Here is a 20,485-nt window from a genome sequence, read left to right as displayed (position 1 = left end):
GCGGTTTAGCGCAGCGTGTCCTGCACATCGCCCAGCCGGCCTGTCTCTTTTTCGCTATACCCCCGCGCCCGCAGCGGTTCGATAATATCGCGCGCCAAATCCGGCACGTAGCCCACCAGCATTTCGCCTGCGCCGCAAAAGGTCACTCTGCGAAGCGCGGCGGGAAGCAGGCAGCTTTCGGCCCGGCCCAGCGTCAGCGACTCGCCTGCCGCCTTAAGCGTGAGCGGGTCGCCAAGGTTAGAGATGATTTGCGCGCCCCGGAAGGTGTAGTCGTTGTCGCTGGAAAAGCGCCAGCGCTCAAGGGCGAAGTAAGGCCCGGCGCAGCAGACGCGCCGTGAAAAATGCGGGCTCTCTTCAATCACCAGTCCCGGCTGCGGCGCAGTCGTCACCTCAGGGCGCAGCTCATCCAGCAGCGCATCGATATTCTTTTCCTGTTCCGCACGAGAAATCTCGCTGCCGTCCTCCATGCGCCACGGCATCGCGTGCTGCTGAATATCTGAGGTCTGCTCTATCTCGTAAATCAGCGTATCCGGGCCGAAAGCGTGCAACATGCCGCCTGGAATATAAAAGGTGTCGCCCGTTCTCACCGGCAGGCGGTGCATGACCGCATCGTACTCTTCCGCCAGCAGGGCGCTTCGCAACTGCGCGCGGCTGACGCCGGGCTTGACGCCGGCAAGGCAAGTCGCGCCTTCCGCCGCCCATAAAATATGCCAGGCTTCGGTTTTGCCGTTGGGCTGCTGCTCCAGACGCTGCGCGGTTTCATCATTAGCATGCAGGTGAACCGGCAACATGCCGCTACCGTCGATAAACTTGGTGAGCAGCGGGAAATGGGGGCCGCGCCAGCCGGGGCCGACCAGCTCCTCCGGGTAGCGCTGCGCCAGCTCGCGCAGGCTCATGCCGGCAAGCTCGCCGTTTTTCACCGTCGCTATCTTGCCGTCTACATCGCTCACTTCCCAGGTTTCGGCAACGCGCCCGTCAGGCAGGCCGGCTTTGCCGAGGCGCGTTTTGATAAGCTGACCGCCGAACACGTGCGTGGCTATCGGCAGGGTCAGCTGTAAAGGGTAAGCTTTCATCATTCAGCTCCTTACAGCAGGGCCTGCTCTTGTGCTGAGCATAAAACGGAAGGGGTAAGAGCAGGGGGAAGCGCCATAGGGCTACAGCCCCATGGCGCAAAACATCAGATAACTGCGGTACCGCCGGTCACCGCGATAGTGGCGCCGGAGATGTAGCTCGCTTCGTCGCTTGCCAGCATCACGTACGGCGCCGCCAGTTCGGCAGGCTGACCGGCGCGCGCCAGCGGCACCTGGCTGCCGAAGCTTTTCACCTGCTCGGCGGGCATGGTGGACGGAATAAGCGGCGTCCAGATAGGGCCCGGCGCAACGGCGTTAGAGCGGATGCCTTTTTCCGCCAGCAGCGCCGCGAGGCTGCCGGAGAGGTTGACGATAGCCGCTTTGGTGGCGGAATAAGCCACCAGCATCGGCTTCGGCGAATCGGCGTTTACCGACGCGGTATGAATAAGCGACCCGCCTTTCGGCATATGCGGTACGGCGGCTTTGCAGATGCGGAAGGTGCCGTAGAGGTTGGTCTTAATGGTGCGGTCAAACTCGTCGTCGCTTATCTCATCCAGAGAATTGCGCGTCTGCTGGAAGGCGGCGTTATTGACCACAATGTCGATTTTACCGAAGGCTTCCACGGCTTTATCCACCACCGCCTGGCACTGCGCCAGCTCGGTGATATCGCCGCTCACCAGCACCGCTTTGCGCCCGGCCTCTTCAACCAGACGCGCCGTCTCTTTGGCGTCTTCATGTTCATCAAGGTAAGAGATAAGCACATCTGCGCCTTCACGGGCGTAGGCGATAGCGACCGCGCGGCCGATGCCGGAGTCGCCGCCGGTAATAATCGCCGCTTTACCGGTCAGTTTGCCCGAGCCTTTATAACTGGTTTCACCGTGGTCGGGCTGGGGTTGCATATCTTTGGTGGAGCCAGGCCAGTTCTGCTGTTGTTCAGGAAACGGGGGAGTAGGATAGTTCGACATCGTTCGATCTCCTTTTCTGACAGCGTAGCCGCTGGTGGAAACAACGCAGCGCAAATGCGCCGCGACAGGAATAAACGAGCCAGGCGCGCCTGAACTCGTCAAAATGAATGTTAAGCGTAGTTCATAAATCGGCGGCGCTGCATCGGTTTGCCAAAACCACAGGTTATTGAAAAGCCTTAAACCGTTTCGCTTAGGTTATGAAAAGCGAGGCGGGAAAGGGTGTTTAACCATCTGATCTTTTGAACTATTTAAGGCGCGCTGGCGAGGGGGCGCGTGCGGCGTCTGGCCCGCCGCTTCAGATTAGTTTTAAAACGCCCGAACGGCAGCGAAAAGGGCGGGGCGCACCCCTCCGGCAACGTGGTGTAGGCCTTTTCCCGGCTATTACCTGCAGTATCCCCGCAGAAAACAGCCCTCTGCCGCCTTTTCGCTGGTGGGAAAAGCGCTGAAAATTAACGCGCCGGGAAAAGAGCAACGCTAACGGCGCTATCCATTCAGCCGCTTCACCCCTTCCTGCGCTGGTGGGTAGGCGCGGGCGCGGCGGTTCAGGTCACTGTCGGCAATTTTCTCGGCGAGAAAATCGATCAGCACCCGGCACTTCGGCGGCAGAAAACGGTTCGGGTGATAAAGGATCCAGGACATGCCGTAGTAAGAGGTTGTGTAGTCCCACTGCGGCAGCACCTCGACAATCTGCTTCGCCTCAAGCGCTTCGCGGGCGACAAACCACGGCAGGCAGCCAATGCCGAGACTGCTGAGCACCCCTTCGAGCCGCGCCCGGCTGTGGTTGGTGACATAGCGCCCGCGCACCGTCACATTAACCCGCTCCTGAGTATGCAGATGGCGGAACTTCCAGCAGTTATCGCCGGGGATCTCTCCAAGATAGAGGCAACTGTGCAGCGCCAGGTCGTTCGGGTGTTGCGGATAACCGCGCTTTTCAAGGTAGGCGGCGGTGGCGCAGATAATATGGCTGACCCGGATAAGCGGGCGCGCCGCCAGCCCTTCAGGCGGGGTATCGGTAATGCGCACCATCAAATCGAGGTCATCGCCTATCAGGTCTACAGGACGATCGGTGAGCCTGAGTTGCACATCCACTTCGGGGTAGCGGTTTAAGAACTCCTCGATATGAGGCGCTATCAGCCGCATGCCGAACGCGCGCGGCGCGCTGATTTTCACCATTCCCTGCGGCGCTTCGTTGATGCGCTCCGCCAGCTCCAGCACCAGTTTCGCCGACTGCACCATCTCGCAGCAGCGGGCGTAAGCGTCGGTGCCGGCCGCAGAAAGCTTAAGCCGCCGCGTGGTTCGCTCCAGCAGCTTCACCGACAGCGCCTGTTCGAGGCAGGCGACCTGGCGGCTAATGGACGATGCCGTGGTGCCGAGCTGTTCCGCCGCAGCGGAAAAACTGCCCGTCTCCACCACTTTCACAAACACCGCCATATACGGCAGCAGCCCCATGTATTGATTTGTTCTCATAGCGCAAGAGTCTTGTTTGTTTACCCCGATTATTCACCGAAGCGGGATAGCCCATAATCGCCCCGTGGCACGTCACAGAAAACCGACATTCACCCTGTAAGGAAAGCGATAATGAAGCGTTATCAGCAAGTACGTAGCCTTGAAGATCTCTCTTATGTAGCCCGCCAGTCAAAGCATATTCTGACGTTGTTTAGCGGTGGCGTTGACAGCAGCTACCTGCTTTACAAACTATCGCAGACTGGTTGCAAAGTCACCGCGCTTACCGTCGATCTCGGCGATGGCGTGGACGCCGACGACCTGCGGCACATCACCGGCTTTTTTAACGTCGACTTAAAAATTATCGATGCGCGTGAGCAGTTTGCGCGGGAGTTCATTATCCCGGCTATCCGTGCGAACGCGCAGTACATGGGCATCTATCCCATCAGCTCATCGCTTTCCCGACCGCTCATCGCCCGGCTGGCGGTGGAGATGGCGCAAACGCTCGGCTGCGACGCCATTTTGCATACTGCTAACCAGTCGCAAAACAGCCTGCGTCGTCTTAACGGCGCGCTGAGCCAGCTCAACTTCAACGGCTTTATCGGCAGCCCCTACGAATACTCGGCTTTCAGCCGCGAAGAGAAAATTCAGGCGCTGGCGCAGGCGGGGCTGCCGCGCTTTCAGGCGCGCGGCATCAGCGGCGACGCCAATATCTGGGTTCGCGAGTACGAATCCGGCGCGCTGGATAACCCGGAAGATTTCATGATGCCGGAAGCGCTGTTTAAGTGGACTTCCTGCCGCAGCGCTCAGCCGGACGAACTGCTCTCCGTCTGCTTTGAGCGCGGCGCGCCGGTGGCGGTAAACGGGCAAACGTTGCCGCTGCTGACGCTTATCGAGCACCTTAACGCGGTTGTTGGCCGCCACGGCATTGGCCGCTTTAGCGGGCTGGAGCACCTGGAAGGCGGCGAGAAGGTGCTGGAAGTGCGCGAAGCTCCGGCGGCGATGCTGCTGATGGCGGCGTTCCGCCACCTTGAAACCGCCACGCTGGATGCCGCGCTGCTGCGCCAGAAGCTGGCGCTGGAGCAAACCTGGGTGAACGAGGCGATAGAGGGCCGCTGGTACGGCATGCTGGCCGCCTCTCTCGCCGCGTTTATCCGCACCAGCGCCGAGGCGGTGAGCGGCACCGTGTTCTTCAACCTGCGCAGCGGCGTGGCAGATCTTGCCGCCATTAAAGCGCGCGACCCGCTCTACCTGACCGATCGCGACGGCTGGGAAAAACAGATTGCCCGCGTGCGCGGCAGCCGTTCTCTCGCCGATCTCTCTCCCTCTTTGACGCCTGCTTACTCATTAACTGCCTGAGGTGAACCATGGAAACAATCAGTCAATATTACGCTCTGCCGACCTGCTCGATTAACCATGCGGCGCAGGCCATCAAAAACGACGGCTGGATTTTCATCGCAGGCGAAGAGCTGAAAGACGACCTGGAGCTGGGCGAAGAGTATATCTCCTCGTTTTCCCGCTACTGGGACTCGCTGGCGCGTGATGAGTTTATGGCGGATAACGGCACCTATCGTTACCGCCGTTACAGCCAGTTTGAACTGCGCGATCCGGAGGGCGAACTCAAGCTGCTGGCGCACGAGCCTTACTCGCAGCCTAAAAACATCAACACCTTAAACGGCGGCGTCGATCGCGTTTATCCGCCGCTGGAAGAGGGATTTATCAACCATCCGCTGTTTATCTCTATCCTGCGCGGGCTGGGGCGCGTCTTTAATCAGGCGGAGGGGGAAACCTGCCGGTGGCGCATTCGTCTGCACCCTTATCGCATCCTGACGGACGCCGAAGAGACCGGCAAGCCGACGCCGGAAGGGCTGCATCGCGACGGCGTGGATTACATCGCCATGATGCTTATCCGCCGGGTGAACGTGTCGGGCGGCGTTACCACCGTGACGGACAACGCCCGCAACGTGCTGTGCACCAAAACGCTCAGCCAGCCGCTGGATGTGATTGTGGCCGACGATCATCGCGTCATGCATGAGGTTACCCCCATCCTGTGCAGCAAAGGCTCGCAGGGATATCGCGATGTGCTGGTGATTGCCTGGGAGCGGGAATAAGCGATGAGCGTTCAATGTCAGGTGCAAAATACAACCTTACGCTACGCCGACTGGATGCTGCTGGCGGTGGCCGTGGTCTGGGGAACCAGCTACGGTATCGCCAAACAGGCGGTGTTGTTCTACCCGGTGGTCGGCTTCTTGTGCATTCGCTTTATGCTGACCTTTTTTATCCTGCTGCCCACGCTGAAAAACTGCTGGCGGCAGGCGACCGGGCCGGGGCTTGTACTGGGCGCGGTGCTGCTGGCCATTTTTTTGTGTGAAACGTACGGTGTGGCGCATACCACCGCCAGCAACGCCGCGTTTCTGATAAGCCTTTGCGTGGTGTTGACGCCTTTCGTCGAATGGCTTGTCTTTCGCAAACGGCCGGAAAATACCGCGTTCATCGCGGCGGGGGTATCGCTGTGCGGAGCGCTGCTGCTGACCGGGAACCTCGCTATCGAGATGAACACGGGCGATGTGCTTATCCTGGGCGCGGCGCTGCTGCGGGCGGTAATGGTGTGCCTGACGAAGAAACTGATGCAGCATCGCAACGTGCCATCCCTGGCGCTGACGGCGGTGCAGACGGGCGTGGTGGGAGCCGGGTCGCTGATCCTGCTGCTGGCGACGCAACACGGCATTCCGCCGCTGCCGCAAAATATCAGCTTCTGGGGCGCGACACTCTATCTGGTGGTGTTCTGCACGCTGTTCGCCTTCTTCGCGCAGAATTACGCGGTGAAGCGCACCACGCCGACCAATGCCTCATTGCTGATGGGCACCGAGCCGCTGTTCGGCGCGTTGTTCGCCGCGCTCTGGTTAGGGGAGAAATTAACCCCGGCGTGCTGGATTGGCGGGTTGCTGATTGTCGGCGCCTCGCTCTGGGCCACGCGTCCGCGTCAGAGCCGGGCGGTTCCGGTGGGTAATTGACGAATGAACAGGGCGCCGCAAACGGGCGCCCTTCAGCTTCTTTTTTTCTCTTTTCATCATTAAACCGTTGCGGTTTAAACGCCTGTTTCTACGCATTTATACCTTTTCCTCATAGCACTAATTACCTTCCCGCCGCCAGCGCCGACTATTATTAACTGTTCGTTATAAAAAAAACCGCGCGATACAGCAGCGGTGAGCGTGCCTTTTATCCCTTTCACTTTAAAAGATACTGGAGGCCTGGCATGAGCAACCAAGGCGATGAAGATAACAAAGGACATCCGCAGGATGCGGGCGTTTACAGCAACGCGCAGGCGATCGGCGAGGGCGATTTTAGCCTGACGCGGCGGGAGCTTATCAAAGCAGGCGCCGCGACGGCGGCGACGGCGGCAGTTTCTGCGAAAGCGACAGCCGCGTTCGCAGGCGAAACGCCGGTAACGCCCGCCCCGGAAATACTGCCCCTGCGGCTGAAAGTGAACGGTGAAGTGCGGCAATTGGCGGTGGACACGCGCACTACGCTGCTGGATGCGCTACGCGAAAACCTGCAACTCACCGGCACCAAAAAAGGGTGCGACCACGGCCAGTGCGGCGCCTGCACCGTTATCGTGGACGGGCGGCGCATCAACGCCTGCCTGACGCTTGCCGTGATGCACCAGGATGCGGAAGTCACCACCATCGAAGGACTCGGCACTCCGGACAACCTGCACCCGATGCAGGCGGCGTTTGTGAAACATGACGGCTACCAGTGCGGCTACTGCACGCCGGGGCAGATTTGCTCTTCCGTCGCGGTGCTAAAAGAGATAGAAGCGGGCATCCCAAGCCATGTCACGCTCGACCTGGTTTCCCCTCCTCAGATGACGGCGGACGAAATACGCGAACGTATGAGCGGCAATATCTGCCGCTGCGGCGCCTATTCCAACATTCTTGCCGCGATTGAAGAGGTTGCCGGAGGGGAGAAATCATGAAGGCTTTTACATACGAACGCGCTGCCACGCCTGCCGACGCGGCGGCCAGCGCTAAGCAACATCCGGGCGCAAAGTTTATCGCGGGCGGCACCAACCTGCTGGACCTGATGAAGCTTGAGATTGAAACCCCCGTCCACCTGATAGACGTGAACGGCCTGGCGCTGGATAAGATTGAGCCGACCGCCGAAGGCGGCCTGCGGATAGGCGCGCTGGTGCGCAACACCGATCTGGCGGCGGATGAACGCGTTCGCCGCGACTACGCCGTGCTTTCACGGGCGCTGCTGGCGGGCGCTTCGGGCCAGCTGCGAAACCGCGCGACCACTGCCGGCAACCTGTTGCAGCGCACCCGCTGCCCCTATTTTTATGATACCAATCAGCCCTGCAACAAGCGGCTGCCCGGCAGCGGCTGCGCCGCACTGGGAGGCTACAGCCGCCAGCTTGCGGTGGTGGGCGCAAGCGAAGCCTGCATCGCCACCCATCCGAGCGATATGGCTGTCGCCATGCGGTTGCTCGACGCCGTAGTGGAAACCGTGAACCCGGACGGCAGCGAGCGCCATATCCCGGTAGCGGACTTTTACCGCGCGCCGGGCAACACGCCGCATCTGGAAACGGCGCTGGCGCCGGGGGAGTTTATTACCGCCGTCACGCTGCCGCCGCCGCTCGGCGGCACGCATATCTATCGTAAAGTGCGCGATCGCGCCTCTTACGCCTTCGCGCTGGTCTCAGTCGCCGCCGTAGTGCAGCCCGACGGCACAGGCCGCGTGGCGCTGGGCGGCGTGGCCCATAAGCCCTGGCGAATGGAGGAGGCGGACGCTCAGCTCGTTCACGGTGCGCAGGCGGTATATGACCGGCTGTTCGCCGACGCGCAGCCGACGCCGGAAAACGAGTTCAAGCTGACACTGGCGAAGCGCACGCTCGCCTCGGTGCTGACGGAAGCGAGGGCCTAAGCGGATGAAATTTGATAAACCGGCACAAGAGAACCCGATTGACCAGATGAAAGTGGTGGGCCGCCCGCATGACCGTATCGACGGCCCGCTGAAAACCACCGGCACGGCGACTTACGCCTATGAATGGCACAAAGAAGCGCCCAACGTCGCCTACGGGCATGTGGTGGGGTCCGCCATCGCCAAAGGCCGTATCACCTCAATGGATATTAGCGCGGCGAAAAACGCGCCCGGCGTGCTGGCGGTGGTCACCGCCGACAACGCGGGGCCGCTCGGCAAAGGGGAGATGAACGCTGCAACGCTTTTGGGCGGTCCTGAAATTGAGCATTACCATCAGGCCATTGCCGTGGTGGTGGCGGAGACATTCGAGCAGGCGCGCGCGGCGTCAGCGCTGATTGACGTGCGCTACCGCCGCGAGCCGGGCGCGTACGATCTCGCCCGGCAAAAACCTGGCGTGACGGAACCGCCGGACGATACGCCGGATAAAGTCGTCGGGGATTTCGACGGCGCGTTTAACACGGCGGCGGTAAAGCTCGACGCCACCTACACCACGCCGGACCAGAGCCATATGGCGATGGAGCCGCACGCCTCAATGGCCGCCTGGGAAGGGGACAAACTCACCCTCTGGACTTCCAGCCAGATGATCAACTGGTGGAAGGGCGACCTTGCGAAAACGCTTAACATCCCGGAAGAAAACATTCGCGTGCGCTCGCCCTATATCGGCGGCGGTTTCGGCAGCAAGCTGTTCTTGCGCAGCGACGCCCTGCTGGCCGCGCTCGGCGCGCGTGCGGCGAAACGGCCCGTTAAGGTAATGCTGCCAAGGCCGTTTATCCCTAACAACACGACCCATCGCCCGGCGACGATTCAGCGCGTGCGCATCGGCGCTGAAGAGAGCGGGCGCATTACCGCCATTGCCCATGAAAGCTGGTCCGGCAACCTGCCGGGCGGTCCGACGGAGACGGCGACCAACCAGACCGAGCTGCTCTACGCCGGGGCGAACCGTCACACCGGGCTGCGTCTGGCCGAGCTTAGCCTGCCGGAAGGCAACTCCATGCGCGCCCCCGGCGAAGCGCCAGGGATGATGGTGCTGGAGATAGCCATCGACGAGATGGCCGAACGGCTGGGCATGGACCCGGTGGAGTTTCGTATTCGCAACGACACCCAGGTGGACCCGGCGAAACCGGAGCGCTTCTTTTCTCGTCGTCAACTGGTGGAGTGTTTACGTACGGGTGCGGAGCGTTTCGGCTGGAACCGTCGCAACCCTAAACCCGCGCAGGTGCGCGACGGCCGCTGGCTGGTGGGGTATGGCATGGCGGCGGGCTTTCGCAACAACCTGCTCACCCCGTCCGGCGCGCGCGTGCTTCTCGATTCACAGGGCGTGGTGACCGTTGAGACGGACATGACCGACATCGGCACCGGCAGCTACACCATCATTGCCCAGACCGCCGCCGAGATGATGGGCGTGCCGCTGGAGAAGGTCGTGGTGCGCCTTGGCGACTCTGATTTCCCGGTCTCTTCCGGTTCCGGCGGGCAGTGGGGCGCCAACAGCTCAACGGCGGGCGTTTACGCCGCCTGCGTAAAACTGCGCGAAGCGGTGGCGAACACGCTTGGCATGGACGCCGGTACCGTGGAGTTTACCGACGGACAGGTTCGCGCAGCCGACCGCAGCGTGCCGCTGGCGGAGGCGGCGGCGGGCGGGACGATCTCCGCGGAAGACACCATGGAGTATGGCGACCTTGATCAGCAGTTCCAGCAGTCCACCTTCGCCGGGCACTTCGTTGAAGTGGCGGTGGAGGCGGCGACAGGCGAGGTACGCGTTCGCCGCATGCTGGCGGTGTGCGCCGCAGGCCGCATTCTCAACCCGAAAACTGCGCGCAGCCAGGTGATTGGCGCCATGACCATGGGGCTTGGCGGGGCATTGATGGAAGAGCTGGCGGTGGATACGCGGCTCGGGTTCTTCGTTAACCACGATATGGCGGCTTATGAAGTGCCGGTGCATGCCGATATCCCCGAGCAGGAGGTTATCTTCATTGAAGACACCGACCCGATCTCCTCTCCGATGAAAGCCAAAGGGGTGGGCGAGCTGGGCCTGTGCGGCGTCAGCGCCGCTATCGCCAACGCCATTTACAACGCCACGGGCGTGCGGGTGCGGGATTACCCCATCACCGTCGATAAGCTGTTGAACGGGTTGCCGACTCTGGTTTAAGGAAAACGGCGGCTGGCGGCCGTGCGCCGTCAGCCTTCAGGGTAAACCGTAGCGCGCGTAAGGCGCGCTTCACTGAAGGATGGAGAAGAGGTGCTGCAACAATCCCCCCTTATCGAACAAACAAGCCCGGCGCCGCGTAATCCGCAACCCGCTTTTTTGACCGACGACAGCGCAGAGATTTTGCGCTTTGCGGCGGAGGCGCTGAACGCGGGCATGGCGGCGGCGCTGGTGACGCTGGTTGAGATCCGCGGCGGTTCGTCGCGCCCGCTGGGGGCGCACATGGCCGTGCGCGAAGATGGCCTCTACTGCGGTTTTGTTTCCGGCGGCTGCGTGGAGGCCGCCGCCGCTTTCGAAGCGATGGAGGTGATCCAGTCCGGCGAAGACCGCATGGTGAAGTATGGCGAAGGCTCGCCCTATTTCGATATCGTGCTCCCCTGCGGCGGCGGCATTACGCTCAGCATGCATAAACTGCGCGCCGTGCAACCGCTGCTGGCGGTGCTGAACGCCATGGCGCAGCGCCAGCCTGCCGGGCTTCGCTATAACCCTCAGTCGCAGACGCTGGAGAGCGTGCTTTCGCAACGGGAGACGGGCTGGAGGGGCGCAGATTTTGCGGTGAGCTACCGCCCCTGCACACGGGTTATCGTCTATGGCCGCTCGGTGGAGGCGGCGGTGGCGGCTAATGTCGCCCGGGCGGCGGGTTATGACGTGCATACCAGTGACGGCTTCGATCCGCGCACCACTTTCGCGCTGATGGATGCCGACACGGCGGTTATCCTGCTCTACCACGATCTCAACCGGGAGCTGCCAGTATTGCAGGCAGCCCTGGCCGCCAGGCCGTTTTACATCGGCGCGCTGGGCAGCCGCCGGACCCACGACGTGCGCATGCAGCGGCTCGCCGGGCTTGGCTGGAGCGAGCAGGAAATAGCGCGAATAAAAGCGCCGATAGGCATCTTCCCGAAGGCGCGCGATGCGCACTCGCTGGCGCTCTCCGTTCTGGCGGATGTGGCGGCGGCTCGCCTTACTCACGCAAGCAATGAGGACGCAGGATAATGGTTGCGGCGGGTGAACCGGCCATCATTATTCTGGCCGCCGGAAAGGGGGAACGGTTTCTCGCTTCCGGCGGCACAACCCACAAACTGGATGCGTTGCTGCACGGCAAAGCGGTGTTGCAACATGTGCTCGACGCGGTGAAAGCGTCGGGCCTGCCGTGGCATCTTGTCAGGCCGGAAGGCGGCACGCGCGGCATGGGCGAATCCATCGCTATGGGCGTGCGCGCCACGCCTGATTCGCCGGGGTGGTTAATCCTGCCAGGCGATCTTCCTTTTATTCAGCCCGCCTCGCTGTTGCGCGTGGCGCAGGCGCTGAAAGCGCACCCGGTGGTTGTGCCGCACTACCAGCAAAAGCAGGGCCACCCGGTAGGGTTTCAGCGGACCTTTTTTGACGCGCTGGCGAGTCTTGGCGGGGATGTGGGAGCGAAAGCGATAGTACGCGCAGCGCGGGAGAAGCGAGAGGCGCTGGAACTGACCTTAGAAGATGTCGGCGTGGTAAACGATGTGGATGTGGTGGGGGATTTGGGGGCAGAGCAGTTATTCAGGAGATGAAAAAACCACGCCAGCGCATTTTCCCCACCGCTTTCTTATTAATATTACCTGCATCTTTCTGCACGTTTCGGTCATTAAACTTCGGGCACTGCTCCTGCTTTTCCTGCCATGCTGAGGCATAGCCAACGTTTGTAACACTTTAAGCAGGTCTGTGATCCTTTTGAGGTTTTTTTATCGTAAAGTATCAAGGTATCGATAAGTTACAGGAAAAGATGATGCCAGATTACAAAGCAAAGGTTGCAAATGCCGAGTTTAGTATACGAGAGCTTTTAGGCTTTAAACGCCATTTTAGACAATTAAAAGCAACTTATCATCCTAACTTGACCACCGAACTGACACTTCCAGTGCTGATAAAAGAAGAGGCGAGAAAGTCAATTATCATGACACGGTACTACATCGTTGCGATTCTCTTGTCTACCCTTGCTGCTTATATGTTTAGTGACTGGTCCTACCTTTATATGCCTGCCTGTATGCTTTTTTTTGCTTTACTTGACGTGCGCTCTTCGGCCAGAGAAGCAGATCGCACGATAGCTTGTCAAACCAAGCTCATGGTACTGGCTATAAAAATGTGGTTTTAATCGCCGAGTTTATAGTCTTCATCGATAAACTCAGCTTTAAACTTATATGCAGTATTACCTATGAAATATAGTTTCATTGCACCGTTTCTACTGGCCCATTTAGTTATAAAATCGTTACTCGCATGTCGGAATAACTTCCCGGTTCCCGGCTGATCACCCTAATATTTAGTTATTAGTCTGTTATGGTTTTGGGTAAGTACCGGCATTCTGATTACTGCATACAATGTCAGTGAAAACTCTACTCCACTATAAGCCAAATCACCCGCATCATCATCAAATCCAGCTATTTTTGCCGCTTCCCTGTAGATTGCACGTATCGGACCTGCTTTATTATGTTCATATATTAGTGGAGAAACTGATTCGTAGACATTATTCGCGCCATGGGCTATTAGCATCAAACCCACGCCACGCATTGTTTTAAGGTTGAGTGATTTACCGAGCTTGGTCAGTCAATACCCACCCCAGACTTCAATTCCACCACCAACTACACCAGCAGCAACTTTTGCATATTTCAGAACGCCATGTTCTTCAAATACATCTGTAACAACATAGAACACTCGATCCTTCATTCTTAGCATCTGATACTCTCTTTGCGTGAGTTTCAGTTCTGCTTTAAGATCTTCAATGATCTCCATCTTTTTTTGCGGGTTTATCTCTGCATCAAAACGTGATTGATAATCTCTAATGCTTGAATCAATTTCTCCTAAATACTCATTACGGATTATCGAATCTTTTATTATAAAAGAGGCAGCAAGAGTTGCTACTCGTTGTAATTCAATAATGTAATTCTGTAATACTCCATTTGTCCGCAACCTACTTTGCAGGCTGACAACTCGACAGTTTTGATCCTGTTACCGTTTGATGCATATAACGTTGTTCGGCACAGTAGTATAAATGTAAGCGCTGGTATCGAAACTTCCATGCCGCTTTTTACCGCGCAAGAGAGCTCGCTGTAATCGCGTATTAATGGATGGGCTCTCGTTACATGGTGTCGACTCAGCACAGATGGCTATGCAAGGTTGTGAATACTCCAGAGGTGCAGGCAATCCGCAAAAAAGATATCTCTTATTCATTTATTTTGAACGTTGTAAAGGTGTTATGGCTTTTTGTTACAATTTTTTCTGATGACGATTTTGTCTCTAACCTTGCATAATAGAAAAAGATTTTTTGACGCATTAAGGGATAAGGGAGTGTTCATGAGCAGTCGAAAAAAATTCAGGCCACATATTATGCGGATTGACTCCACTGTGGGGGAGTGTGGCAACAACAAGCCTGAAGAGGTTTTATGGTTTCAGCAAACGCTCAGTGAGTCCGGCTATCAAGAACTAACCGGGCGAGATGTTAAGATTACTGGCAAGTGTGACAAAGATACAATTGACGGCATCCGTTGGTTTCAGAATATGCTCTCTATGAAGCCTACCGGTATGATCCATCCCGGAGACATCTGGCTTCAGGAAGCGATAAATAATGTTGTTTTACAGCCCTGGCGTAAAACTGTCGGGGCGGTACAGCTAAGTGTGCCTGAAGGCCAGGTTACCTTTGATGCTGAAGGAAATGATTATGTCTTTCCGGATTATGCTCCCAAGAGAGCGCCTAAAAGAACGGGCTTTTTTTCCCGGATACTGCATTGGCCTGGTGATGTATCTGGAGTCACACTAGGGCGCGGTTATGACATGAAAATGCGGACTGCCGGCGAGATTTTTTCAACATTGCGAAGTATTGGTATAGAAGAATATCGCGCAGTGATTGCGTCAAATGCTGCATACCTTAGCGGAAGGCAGGCAAAGCTTTTTGTCGAAACCACATGGCAGTTATTTGGGGAGATAAGCTATGCTCAACAGATTGAATTATTTAAGCGTTCTTATTTAGAGAAAAAAATTACGCAAAACACTTTTACGTCAAAACAGCAACAACAAAACCGAACGCACCATCATGGGATAAGCTCGATCAGAAAATTAAAGATGTTCTTGTCGATATTTTTTATCAGGGCACAAGATATCCAGCTAGCTTAGTTGAAGCTGCATTAGCGGGTAGAACAGCGCTTATAAATTTCATTCGCGAAGATCCAGCCCTGATGCGTTATGAACCTGCAAGGCAAAGAATCAGGTATTTACAATGAAAAAAACATTGATAACCATTATTTTAATGACCTTAATTCCGTCAGCTTACAGTACTGAGAAATTAGACATTATAGCTGGCCCGGAAATTGATAATTGTTGGCGTAATAATGCTGACCGAGGAAAAGCTTCTGAATGCTTACACGTTCTTAGTGACAAAAGCAATAAAGAAATGGACGAGTTAATTGCCAAGACAGTCAGGCAAATTAAGGAGAACAATAGTGGTCCCGTTTACAAAGGTGAGGATCCTCAACAGACCATCGGTGACGTCTTCAGTAACCTTTTCCTTAACTCGCAAAATTCGTGGAAGGAGTATCGTAAGAATCTCTGTTTAGGCGTTGGTTCGCAAATCGGGGAAGATGCCTACGATTACTGGCCTTATATTTATCAGTGCCAAATCAACCTAAATAAAAGGCATGTTGAAGAGATTAAAATGATTCGTGCAGATGAAAAGTAAACGACTTCATAAATTGATCACTGCTGTGTGCTAAGTAAATTTTATAGTTCAGCTGGTTTAAGCGATTTTAAGCCAGCTAATTAATTCATTTACGACATGATGTTATCGTAATAGTGGTTGGGGGACATGCTCCCTATCTAAAAACAGGAAGTAACGTTTGTAACGTCCGCTTTGAGCACTGAGCGGGTTGATCACTTTTATGCTAAAAATAATTTTTATCTCGAAAATGCTCAATTGATGCTTTTGTTATGTGTTTTCCTCCTGTTAGTAGGAGAATAGGTTACTGTTCACTATGGCCAGGGTGCCAGTAATAAAAAGACCGGCGATTGCCGGTCAGGTTGGGTTATCCCGTTACGGGTTCATTGCATTTCGGTAGCCAGTCGCCGTTGTTTTCCTCTGTCAGCGTCAGGTTTGTCTGCATGCCCTGATTAGTGCGCCGTTTGTCGTAATTCAACCCGTACTCTTTCAGCATGGCGGACAGCCCCTTACCGGACATCGTCAGGTTAATGAGTAATGACAGGCCTTTCCCGTTGTTCATTGTGTAGGGCTCGTTTTGAGGCTTCGCTCGTTTGATTAGTAGGTCTGTCAGCGGGATGTGTTTAAGTCAAAACAGGTATAAAAAATCTATACACATCGCTATACCTATTTTTCATAAATTCAGGGAAAACGAGTCGGACTGTTACGGATACGTAATTTGATATCTCTATTGAAAATAAAGATTTTTTTAGATGGTCTGGGATGAGGGCGGAGGAACGTTGGCGGAAGATCACAGGAGTCGAACCTGCCCGGGACCGCTGGCGGCCCCAACTGGATTTGAAGTCCAGCCGCCTCACCGGAGACGACGATCTTCCGCGCCTCGATTGCTACATGGAGGCGGGCGCATTATAGGCGCGTTTCAGACTTCTACCAATACCCCGCCTCGCTCTTTTTTCTCACCCGCATTGCAGCCGCTTACCCCGCGTCACCTCTGGTTTCACGCGTTACCCGTCACAAAAAATTTATCACTCGTTTCATCAACGAGTTACCGCGATCACAGAAAAGAAGAATCGTAAGTTAATAACCAGAAAACACAATTTCCCGCATCGCTTTTCCGCACTAAAACCACTTAAGCGAAATTCCGCACTGACGTGATGAGGATGGCCTGAATGAGCGATCAAGTCTTATCGGTAAAAGAGAAAATCGGCTACGGCATGGGGGACGCCGCAAGCCATATCGTCTTTGATAATGTCATGCTTTACATGATGTTTTTCTATACCGACATCTTCGGCATTCCCGCCGGGTTTGTCGGCACCATGTTCCTGTTGGCCCGCGCGCTGGATGCGGTCTCCGACCCGGCAATGGGCCTGATTGCCGACCGCACCCGCAGCCGCTGGGGCAAGTTCCGCCCATGGGTGTTGTTCGGCGCGCTGCCCTTCGGCGTGGTTTGCGTCTTCGCCTATAGCTCCCCTGAACTGAGCATGACCGGCAAGATGGTATACGCCGCCGTGACTTACACGCTGCTCACCGTGATGTATACCGTGGTGAATATCCCTTACTGTGCGCTCGGCGGCGTTATCACCAGCGACCCGCAGCAGCGCATCTCGCTGCAATCCTGGCGCTTCGTGCTGGCGACGGCGGGCGGCATGCTCTCCACCGTGCTGATGATGCCGCTGGTCAACCTGATTGGCGGCGACGACAAAGCCTTCGGCTTTCAGGGCGGCATCGCGGTGCTGGCCTTTGTCGCGTGCCTGATGCTCGCGTTCTGCTTTTTCACCACCAAAGAGCGCGTCGAGGCGCCGCCCAGCACCTCCACCATGCGTGAAGACTTGCGCGATATTCTGCAAAACGACCAGTGGCGCGTGGTGGGGCTGCTCACCATCCTGAATATCCTCGCCGTCTGCGTGCGCGGCGGGGCGATGATGTATTACGTCACCTGGATAATGGGCGACGCGGCGCTCTTCTCCTGGTTTCTCGGGCTTTACTGCGTCGGCAACCTGATAGGCAGCGCGCTCGCCAAACCGCTGACCGACTGGAAGTGCAAAGTCAGCGTCTTCTGGTGGACCAACGCTGCCCTGGCGGTATTGAGCGTCGCCATGTTCTTTGTGCCGATGAGCGCCACCGTCGCCATGTTCGCTTTTATCTTCGTGATTGGCGTGCTGCACCAGCTCGTTACGCCCATCCAGTGGGTGATGATGTCGGACACCGTGGATTACGGCGAATGGCGTAACGGCAAGCGCCTTACCGGCATCAGCTTCGCCGGCACGCTGTTCGTGCTGAAGCTGGGCCTGGCGCTGGGCGGCGCGCTGATTGGCTGGATGCTGGCGGGCGGCGGTTATGACGCTGCCGCGAAAACGCAAAACAGCGCCACGCTTAGCATCATCGTCGCGCTGTTCACCATTGCGCCGGGCATCTGCTACGTGCTGAGCGCCATCGTCGCCAAACGTTACTACACGCTGAAGACACCGTTTCTGAAGAACATCCTGGCGGAGCTGGCGAAGGGCGCGCACAACAATCAGCGGGAGTTTGAAACGCTGCCGGTGAGTAAAGCATTTAATGAGTCGAAGGGGTAAGAGATGAAAATCAGTGATGGCAACTGGCTTATTCAACCGGGCTTAACGCTTATCCACCCAATCCAGGTGTTTGATGTGGAGCAGCGCGGCAACGAAATGGTGGTCTATGCCGCGCCGCGCGACGCCCGCGAGCGCGCCTGGCAGCTCGACACGCCACTCTTTACGCTGCGCTTTTTCTCACCGCAGGAAGGGGTTATCGGCGTGCGCCTTGAGCACTTTCAGGGCGCGGTGAATAACGGCCCGCGTTACCCGCTCAACGTGCTGACCGATGTGCGCGTTGAGATGCAAAACAGCGCGGATTACGCTGAGTTGAAAAGCGGCAATCTGAGCGTGCGCGTCACCAAAGGCGAAAGCTGGGCGCTCGATTTTCTGCGTAATGGCGAACGTATTACCGGCAGCCAGGTGAAAAACAACGGCTATGTGCAGGATAGCAACAGCGCGCGCAACTATATGTTTGAGCGGCTGGATCTCGGCGTGGGCGAAACGGTTTACGGTCTTGGTGAGCGCTTTACCGCGCTGGTGCGTAACGGCCAGACGGTGGAGACCTGGAACCGCGACGGCGGCACCAGCACCGAGCAGGCTTATAAAAATATCCCGTTTTACCTCACCAACCGCGGCTACGGCGTACTGGTGAATCACCCGGAGTGCGTCTCTTTTGAAATCGGCTCTGAAAAAGTCTCCAAAGTGCAGTTCAGCGTGGAAGGAGAATATCTGGAGTATTTCGTGATTGACGGCCCCACGCCAAAGGCGGTGCTGGAGCGCTATACCCGCTTCACCGGCCGCCCGGCGCTGCCTCCGGCATGGTCGTTCGGGCTGTGGCTCACCACGTCGTTTACCACCAATTATGACGAAGAGACGGTCAACCGCTTTATCGACGGCATGGCGGAGCGCAACCTGCCGCTGCACGTGTTCCATTTTGACTGCTTCTGGATGAAGGCATTTCAATGGTGTGATTTTGAGTGGGACCCGGCGACCTTCCCGGACCCGGAAGGGATGCTCCGGCGCCTGAAGGCGAAAGGGCTAAAAATCTGCGTCTGGATAAACCCGTACATCGGCCAGAAGTCACCGCTGTTCCGCGAAGGGATGGAGAAAGGATATCTGCTGAAGCGGCCGAACGGCGCGGTGTGGCAGTGGGATAAGTGGCAACCGGGGCAGGGAATAGTTGATTTTACCAACCCGGCGGCGTGCGACTGGTACGCGGGCCATCTTAAGCGTTTGGTCGATATGGGCGTCGACTGCTTTAAAACCGACTTCGGCGAGCGCATCCCCACCGACGTGGCGTGGTATGACGGATCGGACCCGCAGAAGATGCATAACCACTACGCTTTTCTCTACAACGAACTGGTGTGGAACGTGCTGAAAGAGACGGTAGGCGAAGCGGAAGCGGTGCTGTTTGCCCGGTCGGCCTCCGTGGGCGCGCAGCAGTTCCCGGTGCACTGGGGCGGCGACTGCTACGCAAACTATGAGTCGATGGCGGAAAGCCTGCGCGGCGGGCTCTCTATCGGGCTCTCTGGCTTTGGCTTCTGGAGCCATGATATCGGCGGGTTTGAAAACACCGCGCCGGCGCATGTTTACAAACGCTGGTGCGCGTTTGGCTTGCTCTCCAGCCATAGCCGCCTGCACGGCAGTAAATCTTACCGCGTGCCATGGGCCTACGACGATGAAGCCTGCGATGTGGTGCGTCACTTTACGCAGCTTAAGTGCCGCCTGATGCCTTATCTCTATCGTCAGTCCGTCCTCGCCCATGAATGCGGCACGCCGGTGATGCGCGCCATGATGCTGGAGTACCCGGAAGACCCGGCGTGCGATTATCTCGACCGTCAGTACATGCTTGGCGATTCGCTGTTGGTGGCGCCCGTGTTCAGCGAGGCGGGCGACGTGTCGTTTTATCTGCCGCAAGGGCGCTGGACGCATCTGTGGCAAAACGACGAACTCACCGGCAGCCGCTGGCACAGGCAGCGACATGATTTCCTCAGCCTGCCGGTTTACGTGCGCGATAACACGTTACTGGCGCTGGGCAGCAACGACCAGAAGCCGGATTATGCCTGGCACGAAGGCGCGGCTTTCCAGCTCTTTAATCTGGAGGCAGGACGTGAAGCGGTATGCGAAGTGCCCTCGGCAGACGGCGCGGTCAGCTTTACGCTGCGCGTGAAGCGCGAAGGCAACCGCCTGACGGTACGGGGGGAAGGCGAGGCTTCAGGCTGGACGCTCTGCCTGCGTAATGTGCATCAGGTGGAAGAGGCTCAGGGGGCGGCGCAGTCAGGCAGCGAATGGGGCGTGGTGCTCATGCCGGAGCACGGCTCGCAGTCGTTCACTGTGACGCTTTAAGTGAGAACAGCGCCGCCTGCGGGCGGCGTTTTCGTTTAAGGGCCGCGCTTCTGCCGGGCGGCGCTGCGCTGACGCATCCTGCACGGTTAAACGGCGTGGCCTGAAGCGAAAACGCGGGGCCTGTGGTTTGCGCTGCGCTTACTGGTCCGGGAAATACGGGCCTGCTGACCCAGGGCGGGTAAGCAACGCGCCACTGCCTGATGGTCTTCCCCCTGCGCTAAACCGACGAGTGATAACGGACTCGGCTTTCT

General features: G+C 57.3%; 16 protein-coding genes, 1 tRNA gene and 3 pseudogenes. 14 read left to right on the top strand and 6 right to left on the bottom strand.

Annotated elements, in window-relative coordinates; genetic code table 11:
• Positions 1-5: 5 nt before the first annotated feature.
• Together MT962_RS20010 and MT962_RS20005 are read right to left on the bottom strand one after the other, a co-directional pair.
• Positions 6-1,076 (bottom strand): class I mannose-6-phosphate isomerase, encoded by a 1,071-nt coding sequence (locus MT962_RS20010; RefSeq protein WP_247366300.1) that lies wholly within the window; start codon positions 1,074-1,076, stop codon positions 6-8.
• Between the two features lie 101 nt (positions 1,077-1,177).
• Positions 1,178-2,035: a glucose 1-dehydrogenase gene (locus MT962_RS20005; RefSeq protein ID WP_024556795.1), complete on the bottom strand. Its 858-nt coding sequence runs from the start codon at positions 2,033-2,035 to the stop codon at positions 1,178-1,180.
• Between the two features lie 358 nt (positions 2,036-2,393).
• On the opposite strand from MT962_RS20005, the pseudogene MT962_RS20000 reads away from it, so the two are divergent.
• Positions 2,394-2,513: pseudogene (locus MT962_RS20000) on the top strand (LysR family transcriptional regulator); the annotation flags it as partial.
• A 5-nt stretch (positions 2,514-2,518) separates the two neighbouring features.
• Here the strand turns inward: MT962_RS20000 and MT962_RS19995 are convergent.
• Positions 2,519-3,502, bottom strand: a complete 984-nt coding sequence (locus MT962_RS19995) for a LysR family transcriptional regulator (protein ID WP_024556794.1) — start codon at positions 3,500-3,502, stop codon at positions 2,519-2,521.
• A gap of 111 nt (positions 3,503-3,613) precedes the next feature.
• Between MT962_RS19995 and MT962_RS19990 the strand changes: the two genes are divergently transcribed.
• The 9 genes from MT962_RS19990 (at position 3,614) to MT962_RS19950 (ending at position 12,783) form a co-directional block, all read left to right on the top strand.
• Positions 3,614-4,837, top strand: a complete 1,224-nt coding sequence (locus tag MT962_RS19990) for an argininosuccinate synthase-related protein (RefSeq protein WP_024556793.1) — start codon at positions 3,614-3,616, stop codon at positions 4,835-4,837.
• An 8-nt stretch (positions 4,838-4,845) separates the two neighbouring features.
• Entirely contained in the window at positions 4,846-5,589 is a 744-nt protein-coding gene (locus MT962_RS19985; RefSeq protein WP_024556792.1) for a 2OG-Fe dioxygenase family protein, read from the top strand.
• Between the two features lie 3 nt (positions 5,590-5,592).
• Complete coding sequence (locus MT962_RS19980) at positions 5,593-6,492, top strand: EamA family transporter (RefSeq protein WP_048887597.1); 900 nt, start codon at positions 5,593-5,595, stop codon at positions 6,490-6,492.
• Between the two features lie 242 nt (positions 6,493-6,734).
• A complete protein-coding gene (gene paoA, locus MT962_RS19975; RefSeq protein WP_024556790.1) occupies positions 6,735-7,454 on the top strand; it encodes an aldehyde dehydrogenase iron-sulfur subunit PaoA in 720 nt (239 codons plus the stop codon).
• Complete coding sequence (locus MT962_RS19970; protein ID WP_247366299.1) at positions 7,451-8,401, top strand: xanthine dehydrogenase family protein subunit M; 951 nt, start codon at positions 7,451-7,453, stop codon at positions 8,399-8,401. The genes paoA and MT962_RS19970 overlap by 4 nt, the downstream gene beginning before the upstream one ends.
• A 4-nt stretch (positions 8,402-8,405) precedes the next feature.
• Positions 8,406-10,604, top strand: coding sequence for an aldehyde oxidoreductase molybdenum-binding subunit PaoC (gene paoC / locus MT962_RS19965; protein WP_247366298.1), 2,199 nt, complete (start codon positions 8,406-8,408; stop codon positions 10,602-10,604).
• A gap of 90 nt (positions 10,605-10,694) precedes the next feature.
• Positions 10,695-11,654 carry an XdhC family protein gene (locus MT962_RS19960; RefSeq protein ID WP_325940223.1) on the top strand — a complete coding sequence of 320 codons (960 nt, stop codon included), beginning with the start codon at positions 10,695-10,697 and terminating at the stop codon, positions 11,652-11,654.
• Positions 11,654-12,205, top strand: a complete 552-nt coding sequence (locus MT962_RS19955) for an NTP transferase domain-containing protein (protein ID WP_247366297.1) — start codon at positions 11,654-11,656, stop codon at positions 12,203-12,205. Before MT962_RS19960 ends, MT962_RS19955 begins: the two co-directional genes overlap by 1 nt.
• A 212-nt stretch (positions 12,206-12,417) precedes the next feature.
• On the top strand, positions 12,418-12,783 hold the full coding sequence (locus tag MT962_RS19950) for a hypothetical protein (RefSeq protein ID WP_152526306.1): 366 nt from the start codon (positions 12,418-12,420) through the stop codon (positions 12,781-12,783).
• 158 nt (positions 12,784-12,941) lie between these two features.
• Here MT962_RS19950 and MT962_RS19945 read toward each other — a convergent pair.
• Positions 12,942-13,418, bottom strand: a pseudogene (locus tag MT962_RS19945) (DUF4225 domain-containing protein).
• A 561-nt stretch (positions 13,419-13,979) separates the two neighbouring features.
• On the opposite strand from MT962_RS19945, the gene MT962_RS19940 reads away from it, so the two are divergent.
• Together MT962_RS19940 and MT962_RS19935 are read left to right on the top strand one after the other, a co-directional pair.
• A complete protein-coding gene (locus MT962_RS19940; RefSeq protein ID WP_051373964.1) occupies positions 13,980-14,795 on the top strand; it encodes a peptidoglycan-binding protein in 816 nt (271 codons plus the stop codon).
• 103 nt (positions 14,796-14,898) lie between these two features.
• Positions 14,899-15,357, top strand: coding sequence for a lysozyme inhibitor LprI family protein (locus tag MT962_RS19935; protein ID WP_024556782.1), 459 nt, complete (start codon positions 14,899-14,901; stop codon positions 15,355-15,357).
• Between the two features lie 343 nt (positions 15,358-15,700).
• Here MT962_RS19935 and MT962_RS19930 read toward each other — a convergent pair.
• Both MT962_RS19930 and MT962_RS19925 read right to left on the bottom strand, forming a co-directional pair.
• A pseudogene (locus tag MT962_RS19930) lies at positions 15,701-15,865 on the bottom strand (hypothetical protein); the annotation flags it as partial.
• A 248-nt stretch (positions 15,866-16,113) separates the two neighbouring features.
• Positions 16,114-16,208: transfer RNA gene (locus tag MT962_RS19925), tRNA-Sec, on the bottom strand.
• Positions 16,209-16,502: 294 nt separating this feature from the next.
• Between MT962_RS19925 and MT962_RS19920 the strand changes: the two genes are divergently transcribed.
• Together MT962_RS19920 and yicI are read left to right on the top strand one after the other, a co-directional pair.
• Positions 16,503-17,906, top strand: a complete 1,404-nt coding sequence (locus tag MT962_RS19920; protein ID WP_247366296.1) for a glycoside-pentoside-hexuronide family transporter — start codon at positions 16,503-16,505, stop codon at positions 17,904-17,906.
• 3 nt (positions 17,907-17,909) lie between these two features.
• The gene (yicI, locus tag MT962_RS19915; RefSeq protein ID WP_024560312.1) at positions 17,910-20,234 is read left to right on the top strand and encodes an alpha-xylosidase; all 2,325 of its coding nucleotides are present in this window, start codon (positions 17,910-17,912) and stop codon (positions 20,232-20,234) included.
• The last annotated feature ends 251 nt before the right edge of the window (positions 20,235-20,485 follow it).

The sequence above is a fragment of the Franconibacter sp. IITDAS19 genome, assembly GCF_023079515.1.
Lineage (GTDB): Bacteria > Pseudomonadota > Gammaproteobacteria > Enterobacterales > Enterobacteriaceae > Franconibacter > Franconibacter pulveris.
The sequence above is the reverse complement of the archived record's forward strand: the minus strand, read 5'-3'. Positions and strand labels throughout refer to the sequence as shown.

Excerpts from the sequence above, each read along its gene's own strand:
- MT962_RS19970 (WP_247366299.1), top strand. The coding sequence starts at position 7,451 with ATGAAGGCTTTTACATACGAACGCGCTGCCACGCCTGCCGACGCGGCG.
- MT962_RS19935 (WP_024556782.1), top strand. The coding sequence starts at position 14,899 with ATGAAAAAAACATTGATAACCATTATTTTAATGACCTTAATTCCGTCA.
- MT962_RS19985 (WP_024556792.1), top strand. The coding sequence starts at position 4,846 with ATGGAAACAATCAGTCAATATTACGCTCTGCCGACCTGCTCGATTAAC.
- MT962_RS19920 (WP_247366296.1), top strand. The coding sequence starts at position 16,503 with ATGAGCGATCAAGTCTTATCGGTAAAAGAGAAAATCGGCTACGGCATG.
- MT962_RS19990 (WP_024556793.1), top strand. The coding sequence starts at position 3,614 with ATGAAGCGTTATCAGCAAGTACGTAGCCTTGAAGATCTCTCTTATGTA.
- MT962_RS20005 (WP_024556795.1), bottom strand. The coding sequence starts at position 2,035 with ATGTCGAACTATCCTACTCCCCCGTTTCCTGAACAACAGCAGAACTGG.
- MT962_RS19950 (WP_152526306.1), top strand. The coding sequence starts at position 12,418 with ATGATGCCAGATTACAAAGCAAAGGTTGCAAATGCCGAGTTTAGTATA.
- MT962_RS20010 (WP_247366300.1), bottom strand. The coding sequence starts at position 1,076 with ATGATGAAAGCTTACCCTTTACAGCTGACCCTGCCGATAGCCACGCAC.
- MT962_RS19995 (WP_024556794.1), bottom strand. The coding sequence starts at position 3,502 with ATGAGAACAAATCAATACATGGGGCTGCTGCCGTATATGGCGGTGTTT.
- paoC (WP_247366298.1), top strand. The coding sequence starts at position 8,406 with ATGAAATTTGATAAACCGGCACAAGAGAACCCGATTGACCAGATGAAA.
- MT962_RS19955 (WP_247366297.1), top strand. The coding sequence starts at position 11,654 with ATGGTTGCGGCGGGTGAACCGGCCATCATTATTCTGGCCGCCGGAAAG.
- MT962_RS19940 (WP_051373964.1), top strand. The coding sequence starts at position 13,980 with ATGAGCAGTCGAAAAAAATTCAGGCCACATATTATGCGGATTGACTCC.
- MT962_RS19980 (WP_048887597.1), top strand. The coding sequence starts at position 5,593 with ATGAGCGTTCAATGTCAGGTGCAAAATACAACCTTACGCTACGCCGAC.
- yicI (WP_024560312.1), top strand. The coding sequence starts at position 17,910 with ATGAAAATCAGTGATGGCAACTGGCTTATTCAACCGGGCTTAACGCTT.
- paoA (WP_024556790.1), top strand. The coding sequence starts at position 6,735 with ATGAGCAACCAAGGCGATGAAGATAACAAAGGACATCCGCAGGATGCG.